We start from the raw sequence: 17,040 nt of genomic DNA, 5'->3' as shown, positions 1-17,040 counted from the left end.
CAGGGGCTCATGGCAGGATCGGTCCCTGTCCGTCGATCCAGCCGACCCAGGGAGTGCCCTCCGTGCCCGGTGAGAACCTGTCCCGCGACGAGGCCCGGGAGCGGGCCGCCCTGCTCTCCGTCGACGGGTACGACGTATCGCTCGACCTGCGCTCCGCCGTGGGCGAGGCACCCGGCAGCGCGGACGGCGAGCCCCGTACCTTCCGTTCGGTCACCACGATCCGCTTCCGCTGCGCCGAGCCGGGCGCCGCGAGCTTCGCGGACCTGATCGCCCCGGGCGTCACCGCCGTCTCGCTCAACGGCAAGGACCTCGACCCCGGCGAGGTCTTCGACGGCACCCGCATCCTCCTGGAGGACCTGGCCGCGGAGAACGAACTGGTGGTGGACGCCCAGTGCGCCTACTCCCGCACCGGCGAGGGCATGCACCGCTTCGTCGACCCGGAGGACGGCGAGGTCTACCTGTACACGCAGTACGAGCCCGCCGACTCACGCCGTGTCTTCGCCAACTTCGAACAGCCCGACCTCAAGGCCCCCTTCCGCTTCGAGGTCCGCGCCCCCGAGGGCTGGACGGTGTGGGGCAACGGCGCCGGGGAGCACCACGACGGGGTGTGGCGGTTCGCGGAGACCAAGCCGATCTCCACGTACATCACCTGTGTCGTGGCGGGTCCGTACCACTACGTCACGGACACCTACACCCGCACCCTCGCCGACGGCACGACACTGGAGATCCCCCTCGGCGCGATGTGCCGCAAGGGCCTGGCCAGGCACTTCGACGCGGACGACGTCTTCCTCGTCACCAAGCAGGGCCTGGACTTCTTCCACGACCACTTCGACTACCCGTACCCCTTCGGGAAGTACGACCAGGCGTTCGTGCCCGAGTACAACCTCGGCGCGATGGAGAACCCGGGCCTGGTCACCTTCCGCGAGGAGTACATCTTCCGCGGCAAGGTCACACAGGCGTCGTACGAGCGCCGGGCCAATGTGATCCTGCACGAGATGGCCCATATGTGGTTCGGTGACCTGGTGACCATGGTCTGGTGGGACGACCTGTGGCTGAAGGAGTCCTTCGCGGACTTCATGGGCTCCTTCTCACTGGTGGAGGCGACCCGCTTCACCGACGGCTGGATCACCTTCGCCAACAACCGCAAGGCCTGGGCGTACCGCGCCGACCAGCTGCCGTCCACGCATCCGATCACCGCGGACATCCGCGACCTGGAGGACGCCAAGCTCAACTTCGACGGCATCACCTACGCCAAGGGCGCCTCGGTGCTCAAGCAGCTGGTGGCGTACGTCGGGAGGGAGGCGTTCCTGGAGGGTGCGCGGCGCTACTTCAAGCGGAACGCCTACGGCAACACGCGCCTCGGCGATCTGCTGTCCGTCCTGGAGGAGACGAGCGGCCGGGACATGACGGCCTGGTCGCGCTCCTGGCTCCAGACGGCGGGCGTCAACTCGCTCACCCCGCAGGTGCTGCTGAGCACGGACGGCCGGATCGCCGAGCTGTCCGTGCTCCAGGAGGCGGTCGAATCGCACCCTGAACTGCGGCCGCACCGGGTCGCGGTGGGCCTGTACCGCACCGAGCGGGATGCGCTCGTGCGGTACGCGCGCGCCGAGGTCGACGTCCAGGGTCCGCGGACGGTGGTCGGCGAACTGGCGGGCGCCGAGGCCCCGGAGCTGGTCCTCGTCAACGACGACGACCTCACGTACTGCAAGATCCGCCTCGACGACACCTCGCTCGCGACCCTGAAGGACCGGCTCGGCTCCCTCACCGACCCCCTCGCGCGGGCGCTGTGCTGGTCGGCGCTGTGGAACCTGACCCGGGACGCGCTGCTGTCGGCCCGGGACTTCATCGACCTGGTGCTGCGGTTCGCCGGCCGGGAGTCCGACATCGGCGTGCTCCAGATGCTGCACAACTGGGCACAGTCGGCGCTGACGCACTACGCGGCGCCCGAGTGGCGCACGACGGGCGAGCGGCTGCTGGCCCAGGGCGCGCTGCGCGAGCTGCGGCAGGCGGAGCCGGGCGGTCAGCACCAGCTGACCTGGGCGCGGTTCTTCGCAGCGGTGGCCGGCGACGAGAGCGAACTCCAGCTGCTGCGGGCGCTGCTGGACGGCACCACGCAGCTCGCCGGGCTGGACGTGGACCAGGAGCTGCGCTGGGCGTTTTTGCAGCCGCTGACCGCGCACGGGGCGGCGGACGAGTCGGTGCTCGCGACGGAGCTGGCCCGCGACGACACGGCCTCCGGGAAGCGGCACCAGGTGCGCTGCCTGGCCGCGCGCCCCTCGGCGGCCGTGAAGGCCCAGGCGTGGGCGCAGGTCGTCGAGTCGGAGGCGCTGTCGAACGCGCTCGTGGAGGCGACCATCGCGGGCTTCGTCCAGCCGTCGCAGCGAGAGCTGCTCGCGCCGTACACGGCGAGGTACTTCGAGGCGATCGAGCGGGTGTGGGCCGAGCGGTCCATCCAGATCGGGATGGACGTGGTCAGGGGCCTGTTCCCCGTGTTCCAGGACTCGCCGGAGACGCTCGCCGCGACGGACGCGTGGCTCTCGGCGCACGAGGACGCGCCGCCGGCGCTGCGCAGGCTGGTCCTGGAGGCACGTGACGACCTGGCGCGCGCCCTGCGCGGTCAGGCGTGCGACGCGGAGGCCGGCCGCTAGTGCTGCCACCGGAAAGGTTCACCGGCTCGCGACGCCCGGCAAACCTTTCCGGCCACAGCACTAGCCATCGGGAGCGCCGGGGAGCCCGGGGAACGACAGTTACGAAATACGAGTATCGGAACCCGTAACCCGTCCTTCCCCCGGCCCGGACCTGCCTCTTTCGGCAGTCGAACGCCCGTACTTTAGCTGCATATTGTCCGGATTTGTCGACGAGCATGTAACAGTGGTTATCGGACGGATCGGGCGCGGGAACGTCCGGGTCATGAACCACAACACCCCGCTCTCCCCCCGCCCCCTCCGTCATCTGTCGGAGGCACAGCGCCGGGTGCTGACCACCGCTCAGCTGCGTGCCCACGGTGTGACGGCCGCCGAGACCATCGAGCACTCCCGGCCAGGGGGCCCCTGGCAGCAGTTCCTGCCAGGCGTGTTCCTCCTGCACCAGGGGCCGCCGACCGTCGAGGAACAACTGCACGCGGTCCTGCTCTACGCGAGCCGCTCACCGCTCGGCACCCCGGCCGCCGGTGTCCCGTCACAGCCGGGCGCGAACGGTCCGCACGCGCCGGTGCGTTACCCCGACGCGATGATCACGGGCCTGGCCGCGCTGGGACTGCACGGCTTCTCCTGCACCCCCACGCTGCCCGCCCTGAAGCAGATCGACGTCCTCGTCCCGCGGTCGCGGCGGCTGCGCAGCATCGGCTGCGCACGGGTGATCCGCACCCCGCTGCTGCCCGCCCCCCGGGTGGTGGCCGGTCTGTCCGTCGCGCCGGTCCCGCGCGCACTGGCCGACGCGGTGGCCCAGCTGCCGGACGCGGAGGCGGTGCGCCGGCTGCTGACCGAGGCGGTGCGCGGCGGCCACTGCGAACCGGCCGCGGTGGTACGCGAGCTGAACCAGGCGCGGCTGCTGAGCCGGCCGCATGTGGTGGAGGCGGTGGACTCGCTGCTGGCGGAGGGCCGGGCGATCGCGGAGGACCGCCTGTACCGGATGGTGCGCGACCACGGCCTCCCGGACCCCGTGTGGAACGTGGATCTCCGGCTCCCGGGCGGTCCTCACCTGGGCGGCCTGGACGCGTACTGGCCCGAACAGGCCGTGGCGGTGGAGCTGGACACCCGCGCCCCGCGGCAGGGCGACCGGCCGGACGACGACGCGCTGTGGTCGGAGTACGCCCGCAAGCGTGAGCACCTGGAGCGGCTCGGGATCACGGTCGTCCACATCACGCCGAAGAAGCTGCGGGACGCGCCGGAGCAGCAGGCGACGGTGGTCCGCACGGCCCTGATGGCGTCGGCGGACCGCGATCCCGCCGCGTACGTCATTGTCCTGCCCCGGTAGGGCGCGGGGGGCAGACGTCAGGAGGGGAGGGGAGGGGCCGCCCGTGGGCGGCCCCTCCTCGTGCGCCGGGTCCGTCAGAGCGGCTCGGACAGCGGAGGCTCCGGGAGGGGCGGCCGGAACGACTCCGCGTGGATCCGGTCGATCAGTGCGGCATACGAGGCGATCATGCGGGTGCGGCTGAAGCGCTCGCGGCTGCGTTCGAGGACCGGGGCGAGATCGGCGCGGGCGGCGACGGCGTCCGCCCAGGCTGCCGCGATCGCGTCGGGGTCCGGCGGGGTGAGGAAGCCGTGCCCGGCGACGATCGCCGCACTGTCGCCGACATCGGTGGCGACCGGAACGGCGCCGCACACCATGCCCTCGATCAGGCACAGCGGAGCCGCCTCGCCCCAGGCCGAGGTCAGCGCCACCACATCGGCGGCCGCGTAGACGGTCTCCATGTCGCGCCGGACGCCCAGCAGATGCAGCCGGTCCGCGAGCGCCAGGTCGCCCTCGAACGCCGCGTCGATGTCGGCGTGCAGCCCGGGCTGGCCGGCCGCCATGCCCGCGCCGCACATCAGCACCTGCCCGTCGGGCTCCCGCCGCAGCCAGGCCCGGGCGGCGCGCAGGAACAACGGGACGTTCTTCATGGCGTCGTAGCGGGCCGCGAAGACGACGACCGGCGCGGAGTCCGGGATGCCAAGCGAGTCGCGCAGCCGGAGCCGCCGCGCGGGGTCGGGGCGGAAGCGCAGCAGATCGACCCCGTTCGGGATGACGTGCAGCACCTCGGGCGGGATCCCGGCGGCCTCGTAGGCGGCCCGGGTCGACTCGGCGCAGCAGACGCAGGCCACGACCTTGCCGTCGGCGATGGCGGTCTTCAGCTCGTCGAGCGCCCCGCCCTGGTTCTCCGGGTCCGAGCGGTGCAGGGAGACGATCACCGGGCGGCGCGGCAGGCCCGCCTGGTTGAGCAGCGCGAGCGGCTGCTCCTTGAGCGACAGGATGACGTCGGCGCCCGCCATGGCCCTGGCGGTCGATGCCAGCTCCGGCCCGGTGAACAGCGTCGGGTCGGTGTCCAGGCCCCCGGGAAGCCCGGAGACGCGGCCCAGGGAGGTGACCTCCACCCCGGCCGCGGTCAGCGAGCGGTAGCAGGCGTCGTCCTCCATCGCCTGCCGGGTGGCCTCACGGAGCACCTCTGCGTGGACGCTCAGCACACGGTGGTGCTGACCGCCCTCCTGCAGCCCCAGGACGACATCGCTGTGGAGGATCCGGGCGCCCCCGGAGAAGAAACCGTCGTAGACCGACAGCACGCGCAGTTGGTGCCTGAGTCGCACGCGACCACCCGCCTTGCACACATCTCGAACCATCCCCGTGAACTGCGGGTTGTCCGATATGAGGCGGCACAGATGTTTCATCGAGATGAACGGCGTGTCTCATGTCCGGGTCAGATGGGTTTACACCGTAATTCGGTGATCTCGGAGCGTGGGGGCTGCGCTGCGGAAAGTGGGCCCGGCCCAAGATCCGCAGGTCAGGGGCATGGTCCCCGGTGTGACGACGACCGGGGCCCTCCTGGGCCGGGGGGCCGCGTCCGGCAGCGCCCGGGTGACGGCGGCGGTCCCGGTGGACTGGCCCCGGGGCCGCCGCCTCCTCGCCTCGCCGGGCGGGGTCAGGCCTTCTTCAGGACCAGCTCCGTGTTGCGGTCGGACGGGTTGCCCGCGAGCGTCTTGTCGGCGCCGGGGGCGTTGAAGGACAGCTCGCGGTAGAGGGCGGCCAGGCCCGTCTGGCTCAGGTCGGCGACATCGGTACGGTGCGGGGCCGCGGACTCGATGAGCGTGGTGAAGACGGACAGCGTGCCGTCCTTGTTGTCCACCACCTCGATGATGTTGGCGAGCTGGGGGTAGTCGACGTGCGAGGCGGTGGAGATCTCCCAGAAGGAGCGGCCCCCGGCGGCGGCGTGCGGGGTGATGCGGTTCTTGTGGATGTGCCCGTTCACCCAGGCCAGCACATTGGGGTGGCCGCTCAGCAGCGCGATGACCTCCTTGCCGCTGTGCCGCCGCTCGCCGGGGCGGGCGGGGTCGGGACGGGTGTTGGACATCGTCGTGCTGGTGTGGTGACTGAAGACGACGGCGTAGGAGTCCTTGTTGTCGCGCAGCGTCTTGTCCAGCCACGACAGCTGGGCCGTGCCGATGGAGCCGTTGTAGTGGCCGCCCGGGTCGGTGGTGTCGAGGCTGATGCCGATGACGTCGTCGGCGATGCGGAAGGAGTAGTACTGGGTGCCGGCGTCCACGTTCGCCGAGGAGTAGCCGTGGCCGACGGGGCCCCGGCCCGCGTACGCGGGGTCGAGGTGGGCCTTGAGGTAGTCCGCCGGGGTGTAGGGGGCGCGCTTCTCGTCGGGGGTGACCGAGTGCATGGCGCGGGCGTGGGCCTTGAGCAGGTCGCGGAACTGCACGCCCTTGGGGTCCTTGGCGTACTTGATCGAGTCCTGGAGCTTCTTCGCCTCGGCCGCGGACAGCTCCATCAGCTTCTTGCCGCCGATCGCGAACTCGGCGAGGTACGGGTCGCCGTGTCCGTAGCAGCCGAGCGGGAGGGCGTCGTGGTTGCCGACCGTGGAGTACCAGGGGAGGTTCAGGCCCGGGCTGCGCACCTCGCGGATCGCGGCGGCCAGGAAACCGTGGAGGTGCGGGAAGCCGAGCTGCTTGTCGGCGTCGCGGACGGCGGAGTCCGGCTGCCAGTAGAGCTTCAGACCGCTGTTCTGGACGCCCTCGTAGTGCCGCGGGTCACCGGAGTTGGGGGTGATGCGACCGCCGCTCATGATCTTCATGAACCATTCCAGCTCGGACTTGGCGTTGTTGTCCGTGTTGTCGCCGGTGGTCATGACGAAGTGGAGCGGGGAGCCGGTGACGGGGGCGCCCCGCAGCGAGTTGACCCGCTCGACCAGCGAGATCGCGCCGGGCACGGTCAGCGCCTCGTGAGGCCGCCAGGCGTGCCGGTCGGTGGAGCGCAGGAACTCCAGCCGCAGCGGGTGCTGGCTGTCCATCAGGTGCAGATCGGTGAACTGCACGAAGGCGGCGAGCGTCGTACGCCGGCCGGCCCGGCCGGACTTGGGCGTGGCCAGCTCGCTGCGCACGACACGCCTCCAGCCGGGGCCGTCGCCGAGCCGGCGGTACCCGGAGCTGTTCCGCGCGGCGGCAACCGTGGCGAGTGTGGTGCCCTTGGTGTAGGGGGCGAGGGAGGCGGCGGCCGGGGCCTGCCGGGACACGGCGACGGGCGCCTCTCCCTGCGCGGCGTGCCCGGCGGTGTGGTCGGCGGCCTGGCTCTCCTCGGGCCGCAGTGCGAAACCGACCCCCGCGGTCAGGGACATGGCCCCGGCGGCGGCGAGCAGAGCGCGACGATTCATGGCAGCCGCCGTGGCGACAGAGCGTATGCGCGACATGGCGCGATCTCCCCGAGTCCGAGCGCGTCAGCAGTGGTCGCGGGACGATCGCTGAAGCGAACACCCCGCTCGCTCTGGATCGTTGGCACCGGGGATGGCCTGTGCGTGAACGCGGCGGCAACGCGCAGCGCCGATCACCGTACGTCGATCTTGGGCCACCTTGCGCGTTCGCGACCGCTCGCCGAACGGCCGGAGGGCGGTCACTCCGCGTTCATGTTCCGGGGTATCGAGACGGGTCCCGGAGGCGTCAGTACGGTCCGCCGGCGAGCGGTGACCGGCCGGCGGCGGGGCGCTCCCGCCACAGCGCGAGCCCCGTGTCGACGAGCCTGATCCGCCTGAGCTCCGGTACGGCGGTCAGCTCGTGCCAGGCCGCGAGGTCGGTGGAACCGTCGACCTCGTTGCGGAGTTCGCCGCCCGTGATCCGCCCCTCGTAGACGATCCGCAGGCCATGGTGGTCGACGGCCCGGCCGAAGCTGTCGCGAAGGGCGTGGCGGACGGAGTCCACACCGAGCAGGGCGGTGGGCTCGACGAGATAGCCGGTCTCCTCCTCCACCTCCCGCAGGACGGTGTCATAGGGGTCCTCACCGTGCTCCATGCCGCCGCCGGGCAGGGTCCACTCGGGCGCGCCGTCGCGATCCCGTCCCCGGGCGAGCAGAAGCTTGCCCTCGCGAACACAGATGGCGTAGGCCGCCACCCTCAACTTCTTGCGCACACAGGGACGTTACCCGCGTCGGCCGGGGCCGGCACGGGAACGGGCGGGCGGATGCGGGAGGGTCCGTCGTCACCGGGTGCTCACGTGTGAGTGCTGAGGGCGTCCACTACGCGCGCAGAACGCGCAGAACGCACAGCCGGCTCACAGAAATGTCCGGCCTGCTCCACTAAGTCCCCGATGACGTATGGCGGGATTGTGCCATGGCTCCATCCCGTCTCGGTCAACTCTCCCCAAACATATGTCCCTTGGGTAAAGCTGAGCGGTCTCCCGGACCCGACATCCGGACGGCCGCGGTCAGAACCGGTCCATCTCCGGTTTCCGGCCGCGTCACCCACGTTCCTTTACCAACAAGGGATGCCGATGACCCCCGACCCTCACCGCGCCCCGATATCGGGCGCCAGACGCGTGGCCCGCATAGCCGTCGCCGCGGGTCTCGTGGCCGCGCTCTCCGCCGCCGGGCCGATACCCCTGGCCCTCGCCGCGGACCACACCCCCGCGGGGACCGACCCGACCGTCAAGTCCGCGAACGCCAAGCTCGGTTCGGACGACGCGGACCTCCTCGCCAAGGCCAAGGCGGACGGCGCCAAGAACGTCACCATGATGATCGCGACGGCACCCGGGCAGACCGAGCAGGTCGCCGAGGAACTGGACGCGGTGCGCGGCGGCTCCGTCGGCCGCAGCTACGACAAGCTCGGCTACGTCCGCGCCACCGTCCCGACCGCCAAGGCCGACTCGGCCATCGCCGCCGCCGCGAAGCTGTCCTCGGTGCACGCCATCGACCTGCGGCGGGAGATCCCGCTCGACGACCCGACGCCGAGCGCGGACACCGCCAAGAGCACGTCGGGCAGGGGGACGGCCGGCTACAGCGGCCCGAACAAGAACACCCCCGCCGAGAACCCGTACAACCCCTCCTTCGAGACGGGCGCCGTCGACTTCGTCAAGGAGCACCCGAAGGCGGACGGCCGGGGCGTCACCATCGGCATCCTCGACTCGGGCGTGGACCTCGGCCACCCGGCGCTGCAGAAGACCACCACCGGCGAGCGCAAGATCGTCGACTGGGTGACCTCGACGGACCCGATCGTCGACAGCGACGCGACCTGGCGTCCGATGGTCACCCCGGTCTCCGGGCCCGAGTTCTCCTACGGCGGCCAGACCTGGACGGCGCCGACGGGCTCGTACGAGATCAGCACCTTCAAGGAGTCCGCGACCACCGGCGGCGACGAGAAGGGCGACCTCAACCGCGACGGCGACACCACCGACAGCTGGGGCGTGCTGTACGACCCGGCGGCCGGCACGGTCACCGTCGACCTGAACAACAACCACGACTTCGGCGACGACACGCCGATGAAGCCGTACAAGGACGGCTACCAGGTCGGCTACTTCGGCACCGACGACCCGAAGACCGACGTCGTCGAGCGCGTGCCGTTCGTCGTGCAGATCCGCAAGGACGTGCCGATGGACCCCTTCGGCGGGACCTGGGTCGGCAAGAAGGCCGACTTCGTCAACATCGGCGTCATCGAGTCCGAGCACGGCACGCACGTCGCGGGCATCACCTCCGCCAACGGCCTGTTCGGCGGCAAGATGAACGGCGCCGCCCCCGGCGCGAAGATCGTCTCCTCCCGCGCCTGCACCTGGACCGGCGGCTGCACCAACGTCGCGCTCACCGAGGGCATGATCGACCTCGTCGTCAACCGCGGCGTCGACATCGTCAACATGTCCATCGGCGGCCTCCCGGCGCTCAACGACGGCAACAACGCGCGCGCCGAGCTGTACACGCGCCTCATCGACACCTACGGCGTCCAGCTGGTGATCTCCGCGGGCAACTCCGGCCCCGGTGCCAACACCATCGGCGACCCGGGTCTCGCGGACAAGGTGATCTCGGTCGGCGCGGGCATCTCCAAGGAGACCTGGGCCGCCAACTACGGCTCGCAGGTGACGCAGAAGTACCAGCTGATGCCGTTCTCCTCGCGCGGCCCCCGCGAGGACGGCGGCTTCACGCCGACCCTCGTCGCGCCCGGCGCCGCGATCAACACCACCCAGACCTGGCTGCCGGGCTCCCCGGTCGCCGAGGCGGGCTACTCGCTGCCGGCCGGCTACTCGATGCTCCAGGGCACCTCGATGGCGTCCCCGCAGGCCGCGGGCGCCTCGGCGCTGCTGCTGTCGGCCGCCGAGCAGAAGCACATCGACCTGTCGCCCGCGAAGCTGCGCACGGCCCTGACCTCGACCGCGGACCACATCAAGGGTGCGCAGGCCTACGAGGAGGGCGCGGGCAGCATCGACATCGTCGACGCCTGGGACGCGATCCGCGACGAGGCGGCCGACGCCGAGCCCATGGACTACGCGGTCAAGGCCCCCGTCGACACGGCCATCGACTACGCGCTGAAGACCCCGGGCTTCGGCACGGGCCTGTACGACCGCGAGGGCGGGCTGAAGGCCGGTGAGAAGAAGACGTACGACATCACGATCACGCGTACGTCCGGCCCGGACAAGGCGGTCCGCCACGAGCTGCACTTCGAGAACAACTACGGCGGCACCTTCCGGATCCTCGGCTCGGACGAGGTGAAACTGCCGCTGAACCAGCCGGTGACCGTGAAGGTCCAGGCGGCTCCGCGGTCCGCGGGCATCAAGAGCGCGATCCTGGAGGTCGACGACCCGAGGACCGAGGGTCTCGACAAGCAGATCCTCACCACGGTCGTGGTCTCTGCGCCGGTCAAGTACACCTGGTCCGCGTCGAGTTCGGTGCAGCGCAACAGCAGCCGGTCGTACTTCCTGACCGTGCCCGAGGGCGCGAAGTCGCTGGAGGTCGCGATGAGCGGGCTGAAGGACAAGAGCCAGACCCGGTTCATCTCGATCCACCCGTACGGCACTCCGGTCGACAACACCTCGACGCCCAACTGCTACAACAACTACTTCGACGGCAACGGCTGCAAGCCCGACGTGCGCTCGTACGCCGACCCGCAGGCCGGTGTCTGGGAGGTCGAGGTCGAGGCGCGCCGTACGTCGCCGATGCTCGACAACCCCTACAAGCTGGACGTCACCGTCCTCGGCGCGGCCTTCGACCCCGCGACCGTGACCGTCCCCGAGGCCAAGGTCGGCACCCCGGCCACCGCCTCCTGGAAGGTGACCAACGGCTACGCGGCACTGGACGGCAAGCTGGTCGGCGGCCCGCTCGGCTCCTCGAAGACGGCCCGCCCGTCCATGAAGGGCGGCGAGACCCAGACCAGCACGGTCGAGGTGCCCGCGGGCGCCACCTCGCTGGACGTAGCCATCGGCAATGTGTCCGACACGGCCGCGGACCTGGACCTCACGGTGTACGACGCGAGCGGCAAGCAGGTCGCGCAGTCGGCGGACGGCGACTCCGAGGAGTCGGTGCACGTCGACTCGCCCGCCGCCGGCACCTACACCGTCCAGGTCGTGGGCTACTCGGTCCCGTCCGGCTCGACGGCCTACGACTACCGGGACGTGTTCTTCTCCCCCGCCCTCGGCCAGGTCACGGTCGACGGCTCGGCGCCGGTGAAGCTCGGCACGGGTGACTCCGCGACGGTCTCCGGCACGGTCACCGCGGCCGCGGCCGCCCCCGAGGGCCGGGAGTTCTTCGGCCAGGTCCAGCTGGTCAACGCGCGCGGCACGGCCGCGGGCGTGGGCAGCGTGAAGATCGAGAAGGTCACGCCGTAACCCGGCGGTCCCTGCCTGCGGCGAGGGCGGGCGTCTGTCGCACGGCGACGGGCGCCCGCCCTTCGCCGTGCCACGGGCGCCGTCCGCACGAGGTACGCGAGGCGGGGCAGAGGTGTATGTCACACCGTCGTGTAGGCCGGTCGGGCGGGGGCAGGGGGGCGGCAGCACAGCTTGCGGCGCAAGGCTCCTGCCGGACGATTTTCTCCAGGTCAGCGGGGGCGGAAGCAGGACATCCGCAACCGCGGTCCGGCCGGTGGCGTCCCATTCCTCGGGCGGACCGCGCAAAGAATTGGACAGCCGGGCCGGGGTCGGCCGCATGATGGAAGGGCCTCGGCCAGGCACTACGCACGCAGCACACACGCAGAGGGAGTCGCCGTGAGGGTCGGAATCGTCGGAGCCACCGGTCAGGTCGGCACGGTCATGCGCAGGATCCTCACGGAGCGCAACTTCCCGTTGACACAGCTGCGCCTGTTCGCGTCGGCCCGCTCCGCCGGGACGGTCCTCGACGGCGTGACGGTGGAGGACGCGGCCACGGCCGACTACACCGGGCTGGACATCGTGCTGTTCTCCGCGGGCGGCGCGACCTCGAAGGCGCTGGCCGAGAAGGTCGCCGCGCAGGGCGCCGTCGTGATCGACAACTCCTCCGCCTGGCGCAGGGACCCGGACGTGCCGCTGGTCGTCTCCGAGGTCAACCCGCACGCGGTGGTGAACCGCCCGAAGGGCATCATCGCCAACCCGAACTGCACGACGATGGCCGCGATGCCGGTGCTGAAGCCGCTGCACGAGGAGGCGGGCCTGGAGGCGCTCGTCGTCGCCACCTACCAGGCGGTGTCCGGCTCGGGCCTCGCAGGCGTCGCGGAGCTGCACGGCCAGGCCCAGAAGGTGGTCGCCGACGCCGACAAGCTGACCCACGACGGCCGGGCGGTCGACTTCCCCGAGCCGCACGTCTACAAGCGCCCGATCGCCTTCAACGTGGTGCCCTTCGCCGGCAACCTCGTCGACGACGGCCTGAACGAGACGGACGAGGAGCAGAAGCTCCGCAACGAGTCCCGCAAGATCCTGGAGGTCCCCGGGCTGAAGGTCTCGGGCACCTGTGTCCGGGTCCCGGTCTTCTCCGGCCACTCCCTCCAGGTCAACGCCCGCTTCGCGCGTCCGCTGTCGGTGGAGCGTGCCACCGAGCTGCTGGCCGGCGCGCCGGGCGTGGCGCTCTCCGACATCCCGACCCCGCTGGAGGCGGCCGGCCAGGACCCGTCGTACGTGGGCCGCATCCGCCACGACGAGACGGTGGACAACGGGCTGTCGCTGTTCATCTCCAGCGACAACCTCCGCAAGGGCGCGGCGCTGAACGCCGTACAGATCGCCGAGCTGGTGGCGGCGGAGCTGAGCGAGTAACCCGCTCCCACGCCACAAGGGGCGCGCACCGCCGGGTGCGCGCCCCTTGCCTTTCACGGCCCTGTGGTGTGCCCCCCTGGGTCATCGCCCAACACCGTGGTGACGTGGAAGGATGACGCAACCCACACATAACGAGGAGATGACCGCGTGCCTGGCACAAACCTGACTCGCGCAGAGGCTCAGCAGCGAGCGAAGCTGCTCACCGTTGACTCGTACGAGATCGATCTCGACCTCTCCGGCGCGCAGGAGGGCGGCACCTACCGGTCCGTGACCACGGTGCGCTTCGACTCGGCCGAGAACGGCGCGGAGTCGTTCATCGACCTGGTGGCCCCGACGGTCCACGAGGTGACCCTCAACGGCGACGCCCTGGACCCGGCCGAGGTCTTCAAGGACTCGCGGATCGCCCTGCCCGGCCTCCTTCAGGGCCGCAACGTCCTGCGCGTGGTCGCCGACTGCGCCTACACCAACACCGGTGAAGGTCTGCACCGTTTCGTCGACCCCGTCGACGAGCAGGCGTACCTCTACACCCAGTTCGAGGTGCCCGACGCGCGGCGCGTGTTCGCCTCGTTCGAGCAGCCCGACCTGAAGGCCACCTTCCAGTTCACCGTGAAGGCGCCCACCGGCTGGACCGTCATCTCCAACTCGCCGACTCCGGGACCCGAGGACGACGTCTGGGTCTTCGAGCCGACGCCGCGGATCTCGACGTACATCACCGCGCTGATCGTGGGCCCGTACCACTCCGTGCACAGCGTCTACGAGAAGGACGGGCGCACCGTCCCGCTCGGCATCTACTGCCGGCCGTCCCTCGCGGAGTTCCTGGACGCCGACGCGATCTTCGAGGTGACCCGTCAGGGCTTCGACTGGTTCCAGGAGAAGTTCGACTACGCGTACCCGTTCAAGAAGTACGACCAGCTGTTCGTGCCGGAGTTCAACGCGGGCGCGATGGAGAACGCGGGCGCGGTCACCTTCCGCGACCAGTACGTCTTCCGCTCGAAGGTGACGGACGCGGCGTACGAGTCCCGGGCCGCCACGATCCTGCACGAGCTGGCCCACATGTGGTTCGGCGACCTGGTGACCATGGAGTGGTGGAACGACCTGTGGCTGAACGAGTCGTTCGCCACCTACGCCGAGGCCGCCTGTATGGCGTACCACCCTGAGAGCCGCTGGCCGCACTCCTGGACGACGTTCGCGAACTCCATGAAGACCTGGGCGTACCGGCAGGACCAGCTGCCGTCCACCCACCCGATCATGGCCGAGATCAACGACCTGGACGACGTCCTCGTCAACTTCGACGGCATCACGTACGCCAAGGGCGCCTCGGTCCTCAAGCAGCTCGTCGCCTACGTCGGCATGGACGCGTTCTTCACGGGCGTGCAGGCGTACTTCAAGCAGCACGCGTACGGCAACACGCGCCTGTCCGATCTGCTGGGCGCCCTGGAGAAGACCTCCGGCCGGGACCTGAAGACCTGGTCGGGGAAGTGGCTGGAGACGGCGGGCATCAACGTCCTGCGTCCCGAGGTGGAGACGGACGCGGACGGGGTCATCACCTCCTTCGCCATCCGCCAGGAGGCCCCGGCGCTCCCGGCCGGCGCCAAGGGCGAGCCGACCCTGCGCCCGCACCGCATCGCCGTCGGCCTCTACGAACTCGACGCCGACAGCGGCAAGCTGCTGCGCGCCGAGGACGGCCGGATCGAGCTGGACGTGGACGGCGAGCTGACCGCCGTACCGCAGCTGGCGGGCCGGCGCCGTCCGGACGTGATCCTGCTCAACGACGACGACCTGTCGTACGCCAAGGTCCGGCTGGACGAGAAGTCGCTCGCGTTCGTCACCGAGCACCTGGGCGACTTCGACTCCTCGCTGCCGCGCGCCCTGTGCTGGGCCTCGGCCTGGGACATGACGCGGGACGCGGAGCTGGCGGCCCGCGACTACCTGTCCCTGGTGCTCTCCGGCATCGCCAAGGAGTCGGACATCGGCGTGGTGCAGTCGCTGCACCGCCAGGTGAAGCTGGCGATCGACCTGTACGCCGACCCGTCCGCGCGCGAGGCGCTGCTGACCCGGTGGACGGAGGCGACCCTCGCCCATCTGCAGGCCGCCGAGCCGGGCAGCGACCACCAGTTGGCGTGGGCGCGCGCCTTCGCAGCGACCGCCCGTACGCCGGAGCAGCTGGACCTGTTGGAGGCGCTGCTGGACGGTTCGCAGACGATCGAGGGCCTGGTCGTCGACACCGAGCTGCGCTGGGCGTTCGTGGAGCGGCTCGCGGCCGTGGGCCGCTTCGACGAGCCGGAGATCGCGGGCGAGCTGGCGCGGGACAAGACGGCGGCCGGTGAGCGGCACGCGGCCACCGCCCGGGCCGCCCGTCCGACCGCCGAGGCCAAGGCGGAGGCGTGGGCGTCGGTCGTCGAGTCCGACAAGCTGCCCAACGCGGTGCAGGAGGCGGTGATCGGGGGCTTCGTCCAGACCGACCAGCGCGAGCTGCTCGCCCCGTACACCGACCGGTACTTCGAGGTGGTCAGGGACATCTGGGACTCCCGCTCCCACGAGATGGCCCAGCAGATCGTGGTCGGCCTCTACCCGACGGTCCAGGTGTCCGAGGAGACGCTGGCGAAGACCGACGCGTGGCTGGCCGCCGCGGAGCCGCCCCCGGCGCTGCGCCGGCTGAGCATGGAGTCGCGCGCGGGCGTCGAGCGCGCGCTCCGGGCGCAGGCCGCGGACGCGGCCGCCGCCCGGGCGTAGCGGCTGCCGCCCTCGCCCCGTCGACGAGGGCGTCCGGCATCTGCCGGGCGCCCTCTGCCGTACCCGTGCTCGGTCGCTCTCGTACGGCTCAGTCGGCGTCGGCCGGGGCCGCCGCTCGCGGTGCGCCGCCCTTCCGGGTGGCGTCGGCCGGTGCGGCGGCCCGGCGCGGCCCGAGCTGGCCGAGGACCGTCGCCCCGAACGCCACGGCCATCCCCGCGAGCTGGACGGGGGTGAGCGCCTGGCCGAGCGCCGCCCAGCCGACGACGGCGGCGGTCAGCGGGGACAGCGGGCCGAGGAGGGTGACCTGGGTGGCGGTGAGCCGCCCGATGCCCCGGAACCACAGCCAGTACGCGACCGCGGTGTTCGCGAGCGCGAGGTAGAGGTAGCCGCCGAGGGCCCGCCCGTCGAGTGCGGGCGGTGCCCCCTCGGCGAGCAGCGCGATCGGCGCGATCAGCAGCCCGCCCGCGGTCAGCTGCCAGCCGGTGAGGGCGAGCGGGCCGACGCCGTCCGGGCGGCCCCAGCGCTTGGCGAGCACGGTGCCGGTGGACATGGAGGCGGTGGCGGCGAGCGCGGCGAGCACCCCGACCGGGTCGAGCGCGCCGGCCGCCTTCAGGACGACCAGGCTGACCCCGAGGGCCGCGGCGGCGCCCGTCAGCAGCGTGCGGACGGTCGGCCGCTCCCCGAGCAGCAGCGCCGAGAGGCCCGCCACGAACAGCGGCCCGACCGACCCGACGACGGCCGCCATACCGCCGGGCAGCCGGTACGCGGACAGGAACAGCAGCGGGAAGAAGGCGCCGATGTTGAGCGCGCCCAGCACGGCCGCCTTCCACCACCAGGCGCCGCGCGGCAGCACCCGTCCGAGCGCGAGCAGCAGCAGTCCGGCGGGCAGCGCGCGCATCAGGCCGGTGAACAGCGGGCGCCCGTCCGGCAGGAACTCGGTGGTGACGGCGTAGGTCGTGCCCCAGGAGACGGGCGCGAGGCCGGTGAGCAGGACCGTGGCGTACCGCTTCATGAGACCCCCTTGTGGTTCGGCCCGGTGGGTCGGCTCAGCCACTCATTGGCTCAGCACTAATTAACTTAGCGCTAAGCTAATCAACGTCAAGCCGCTTGACGATGACTCACTCAGTGCCGACCCACTTGCTTGCAA

General features: G+C 71.2%; 9 protein-coding genes. 5 read left to right on the top strand and 4 right to left on the bottom strand.

What is annotated here, in order from left to right:
• The first annotated feature begins 62 nt into the window (after nt 1-62).
• Both pepN (AB0L95_RS14905) and AB0L95_RS14900 read left to right on the top strand, forming a co-directional pair.
• On the top strand, nt 63-2,648 hold the full coding sequence (pepN, locus tag AB0L95_RS14905) for an aminopeptidase N (RefSeq protein WP_365161836.1): 2,586 nt from the start codon (nt 63-65) through the stop codon (nt 2,646-2,648).
• A gap of 262 nt (nt 2,649-2,910) precedes the next feature.
• Nucleotides 2,911-3,975 carry a hypothetical protein gene (locus tag AB0L95_RS14900; RefSeq protein WP_365161834.1) on the top strand — a complete coding sequence of 355 codons (1,065 nt, stop codon included), beginning with the start codon at nt 2,911-2,913 and terminating at the stop codon, nt 3,973-3,975.
• A 74-nt stretch (nt 3,976-4,049) separates the two neighbouring features.
• On the opposite strand, the gene AB0L95_RS14895 is transcribed toward AB0L95_RS14900, so the two are convergent.
• From AB0L95_RS14895 to AB0L95_RS14885, 3 genes are all read right to left on the bottom strand, one after another.
• Complete coding sequence (locus AB0L95_RS14895; protein ID WP_365161913.1) at nt 4,050-5,258, bottom strand: glycosyltransferase; 1,209 nt, start codon at nt 5,256-5,258, stop codon at nt 4,050-4,052.
• A gap of 356 nt (nt 5,259-5,614) precedes the next feature.
• Nucleotides 5,615-7,381 (bottom strand): TIGR03767 family metallophosphoesterase, encoded by a 1,767-nt coding sequence (locus AB0L95_RS14890; RefSeq protein ID WP_365161833.1) that lies wholly within the window; start codon nt 7,379-7,381, stop codon nt 5,615-5,617.
• A gap of 247 nt (nt 7,382-7,628) precedes the next feature.
• On the bottom strand, nt 7,629-8,093 hold the full coding sequence (locus AB0L95_RS14885) for an NUDIX hydrolase (RefSeq protein WP_365161831.1): 465 nt from the start codon (nt 8,091-8,093) through the stop codon (nt 7,629-7,631).
• A 360-nt stretch (nt 8,094-8,453) separates the two neighbouring features.
• Between AB0L95_RS14885 and AB0L95_RS14880 the strand changes: the two genes are divergently transcribed.
• From AB0L95_RS14880 to pepN (AB0L95_RS14870), 3 genes are all read left to right on the top strand, one after another.
• The gene (locus tag AB0L95_RS14880) at nt 8,454-11,768 is read left to right on the top strand and encodes a S8 family serine peptidase (RefSeq protein WP_365161830.1); all 3,315 of its coding nucleotides are present in this window, start codon (nt 8,454-8,456) and stop codon (nt 11,766-11,768) included.
• Between the two features lie 375 nt (nt 11,769-12,143).
• Nucleotides 12,144-13,160, top strand: a complete 1,017-nt coding sequence (locus AB0L95_RS14875) for an aspartate-semialdehyde dehydrogenase (RefSeq protein ID WP_365161828.1) — start codon at nt 12,144-12,146, stop codon at nt 13,158-13,160.
• 147 nt (nt 13,161-13,307) lie between these two features.
• Nucleotides 13,308-15,893, top strand: coding sequence for an aminopeptidase N (gene pepN, locus AB0L95_RS14870; RefSeq protein WP_365161826.1), 2,586 nt, complete (start codon nt 13,308-13,310; stop codon nt 15,891-15,893).
• Nucleotides 15,894-15,981: 88 nt separating this feature from the next.
• Here the strand turns inward: pepN (AB0L95_RS14870) and AB0L95_RS14865 are convergent, their stop codons facing one another.
• Nucleotides 15,982-16,905: an EamA family transporter gene (locus AB0L95_RS14865; protein WP_365161824.1), complete on the bottom strand. Its 924-nt coding sequence runs from the start codon at nt 16,903-16,905 to the stop codon at nt 15,982-15,984.
• Between the last annotated feature and the right edge of the window lie 135 nt (nt 16,906-17,040).

The organism is Streptomyces sp. NPDC052036 (assembly GCF_040680495.1).
Lineage (GTDB): Bacteria > Actinomycetota > Actinomycetes > Streptomycetales > Streptomycetaceae > Streptomyces.
Note: the sequence above shows the minus strand (reverse complement) of the source record. Positions and strands in the feature narration are given on the sequence as shown.

Coding starts and splice junctions, on each gene's coding strand:
- AB0L95_RS14900 (WP_365161834.1), top strand. CDS start 2,911: ATGAACCACAACACCCCGCTCTCCCCCCGCCCCCTCCGTCATCTGTCG.
- AB0L95_RS14880 (WP_365161830.1), top strand. CDS start 8,454: ATGACCCCCGACCCTCACCGCGCCCCGATATCGGGCGCCAGACGCGTG.
- AB0L95_RS14890 (WP_365161833.1), bottom strand. CDS start 7,381: ATGTCGCGCATACGCTCTGTCGCCACGGCGGCTGCCATGAATCGTCGC.
- AB0L95_RS14865 (WP_365161824.1), bottom strand. CDS start 16,905: ATGAAGCGGTACGCCACGGTCCTGCTCACCGGCCTCGCGCCCGTCTCC.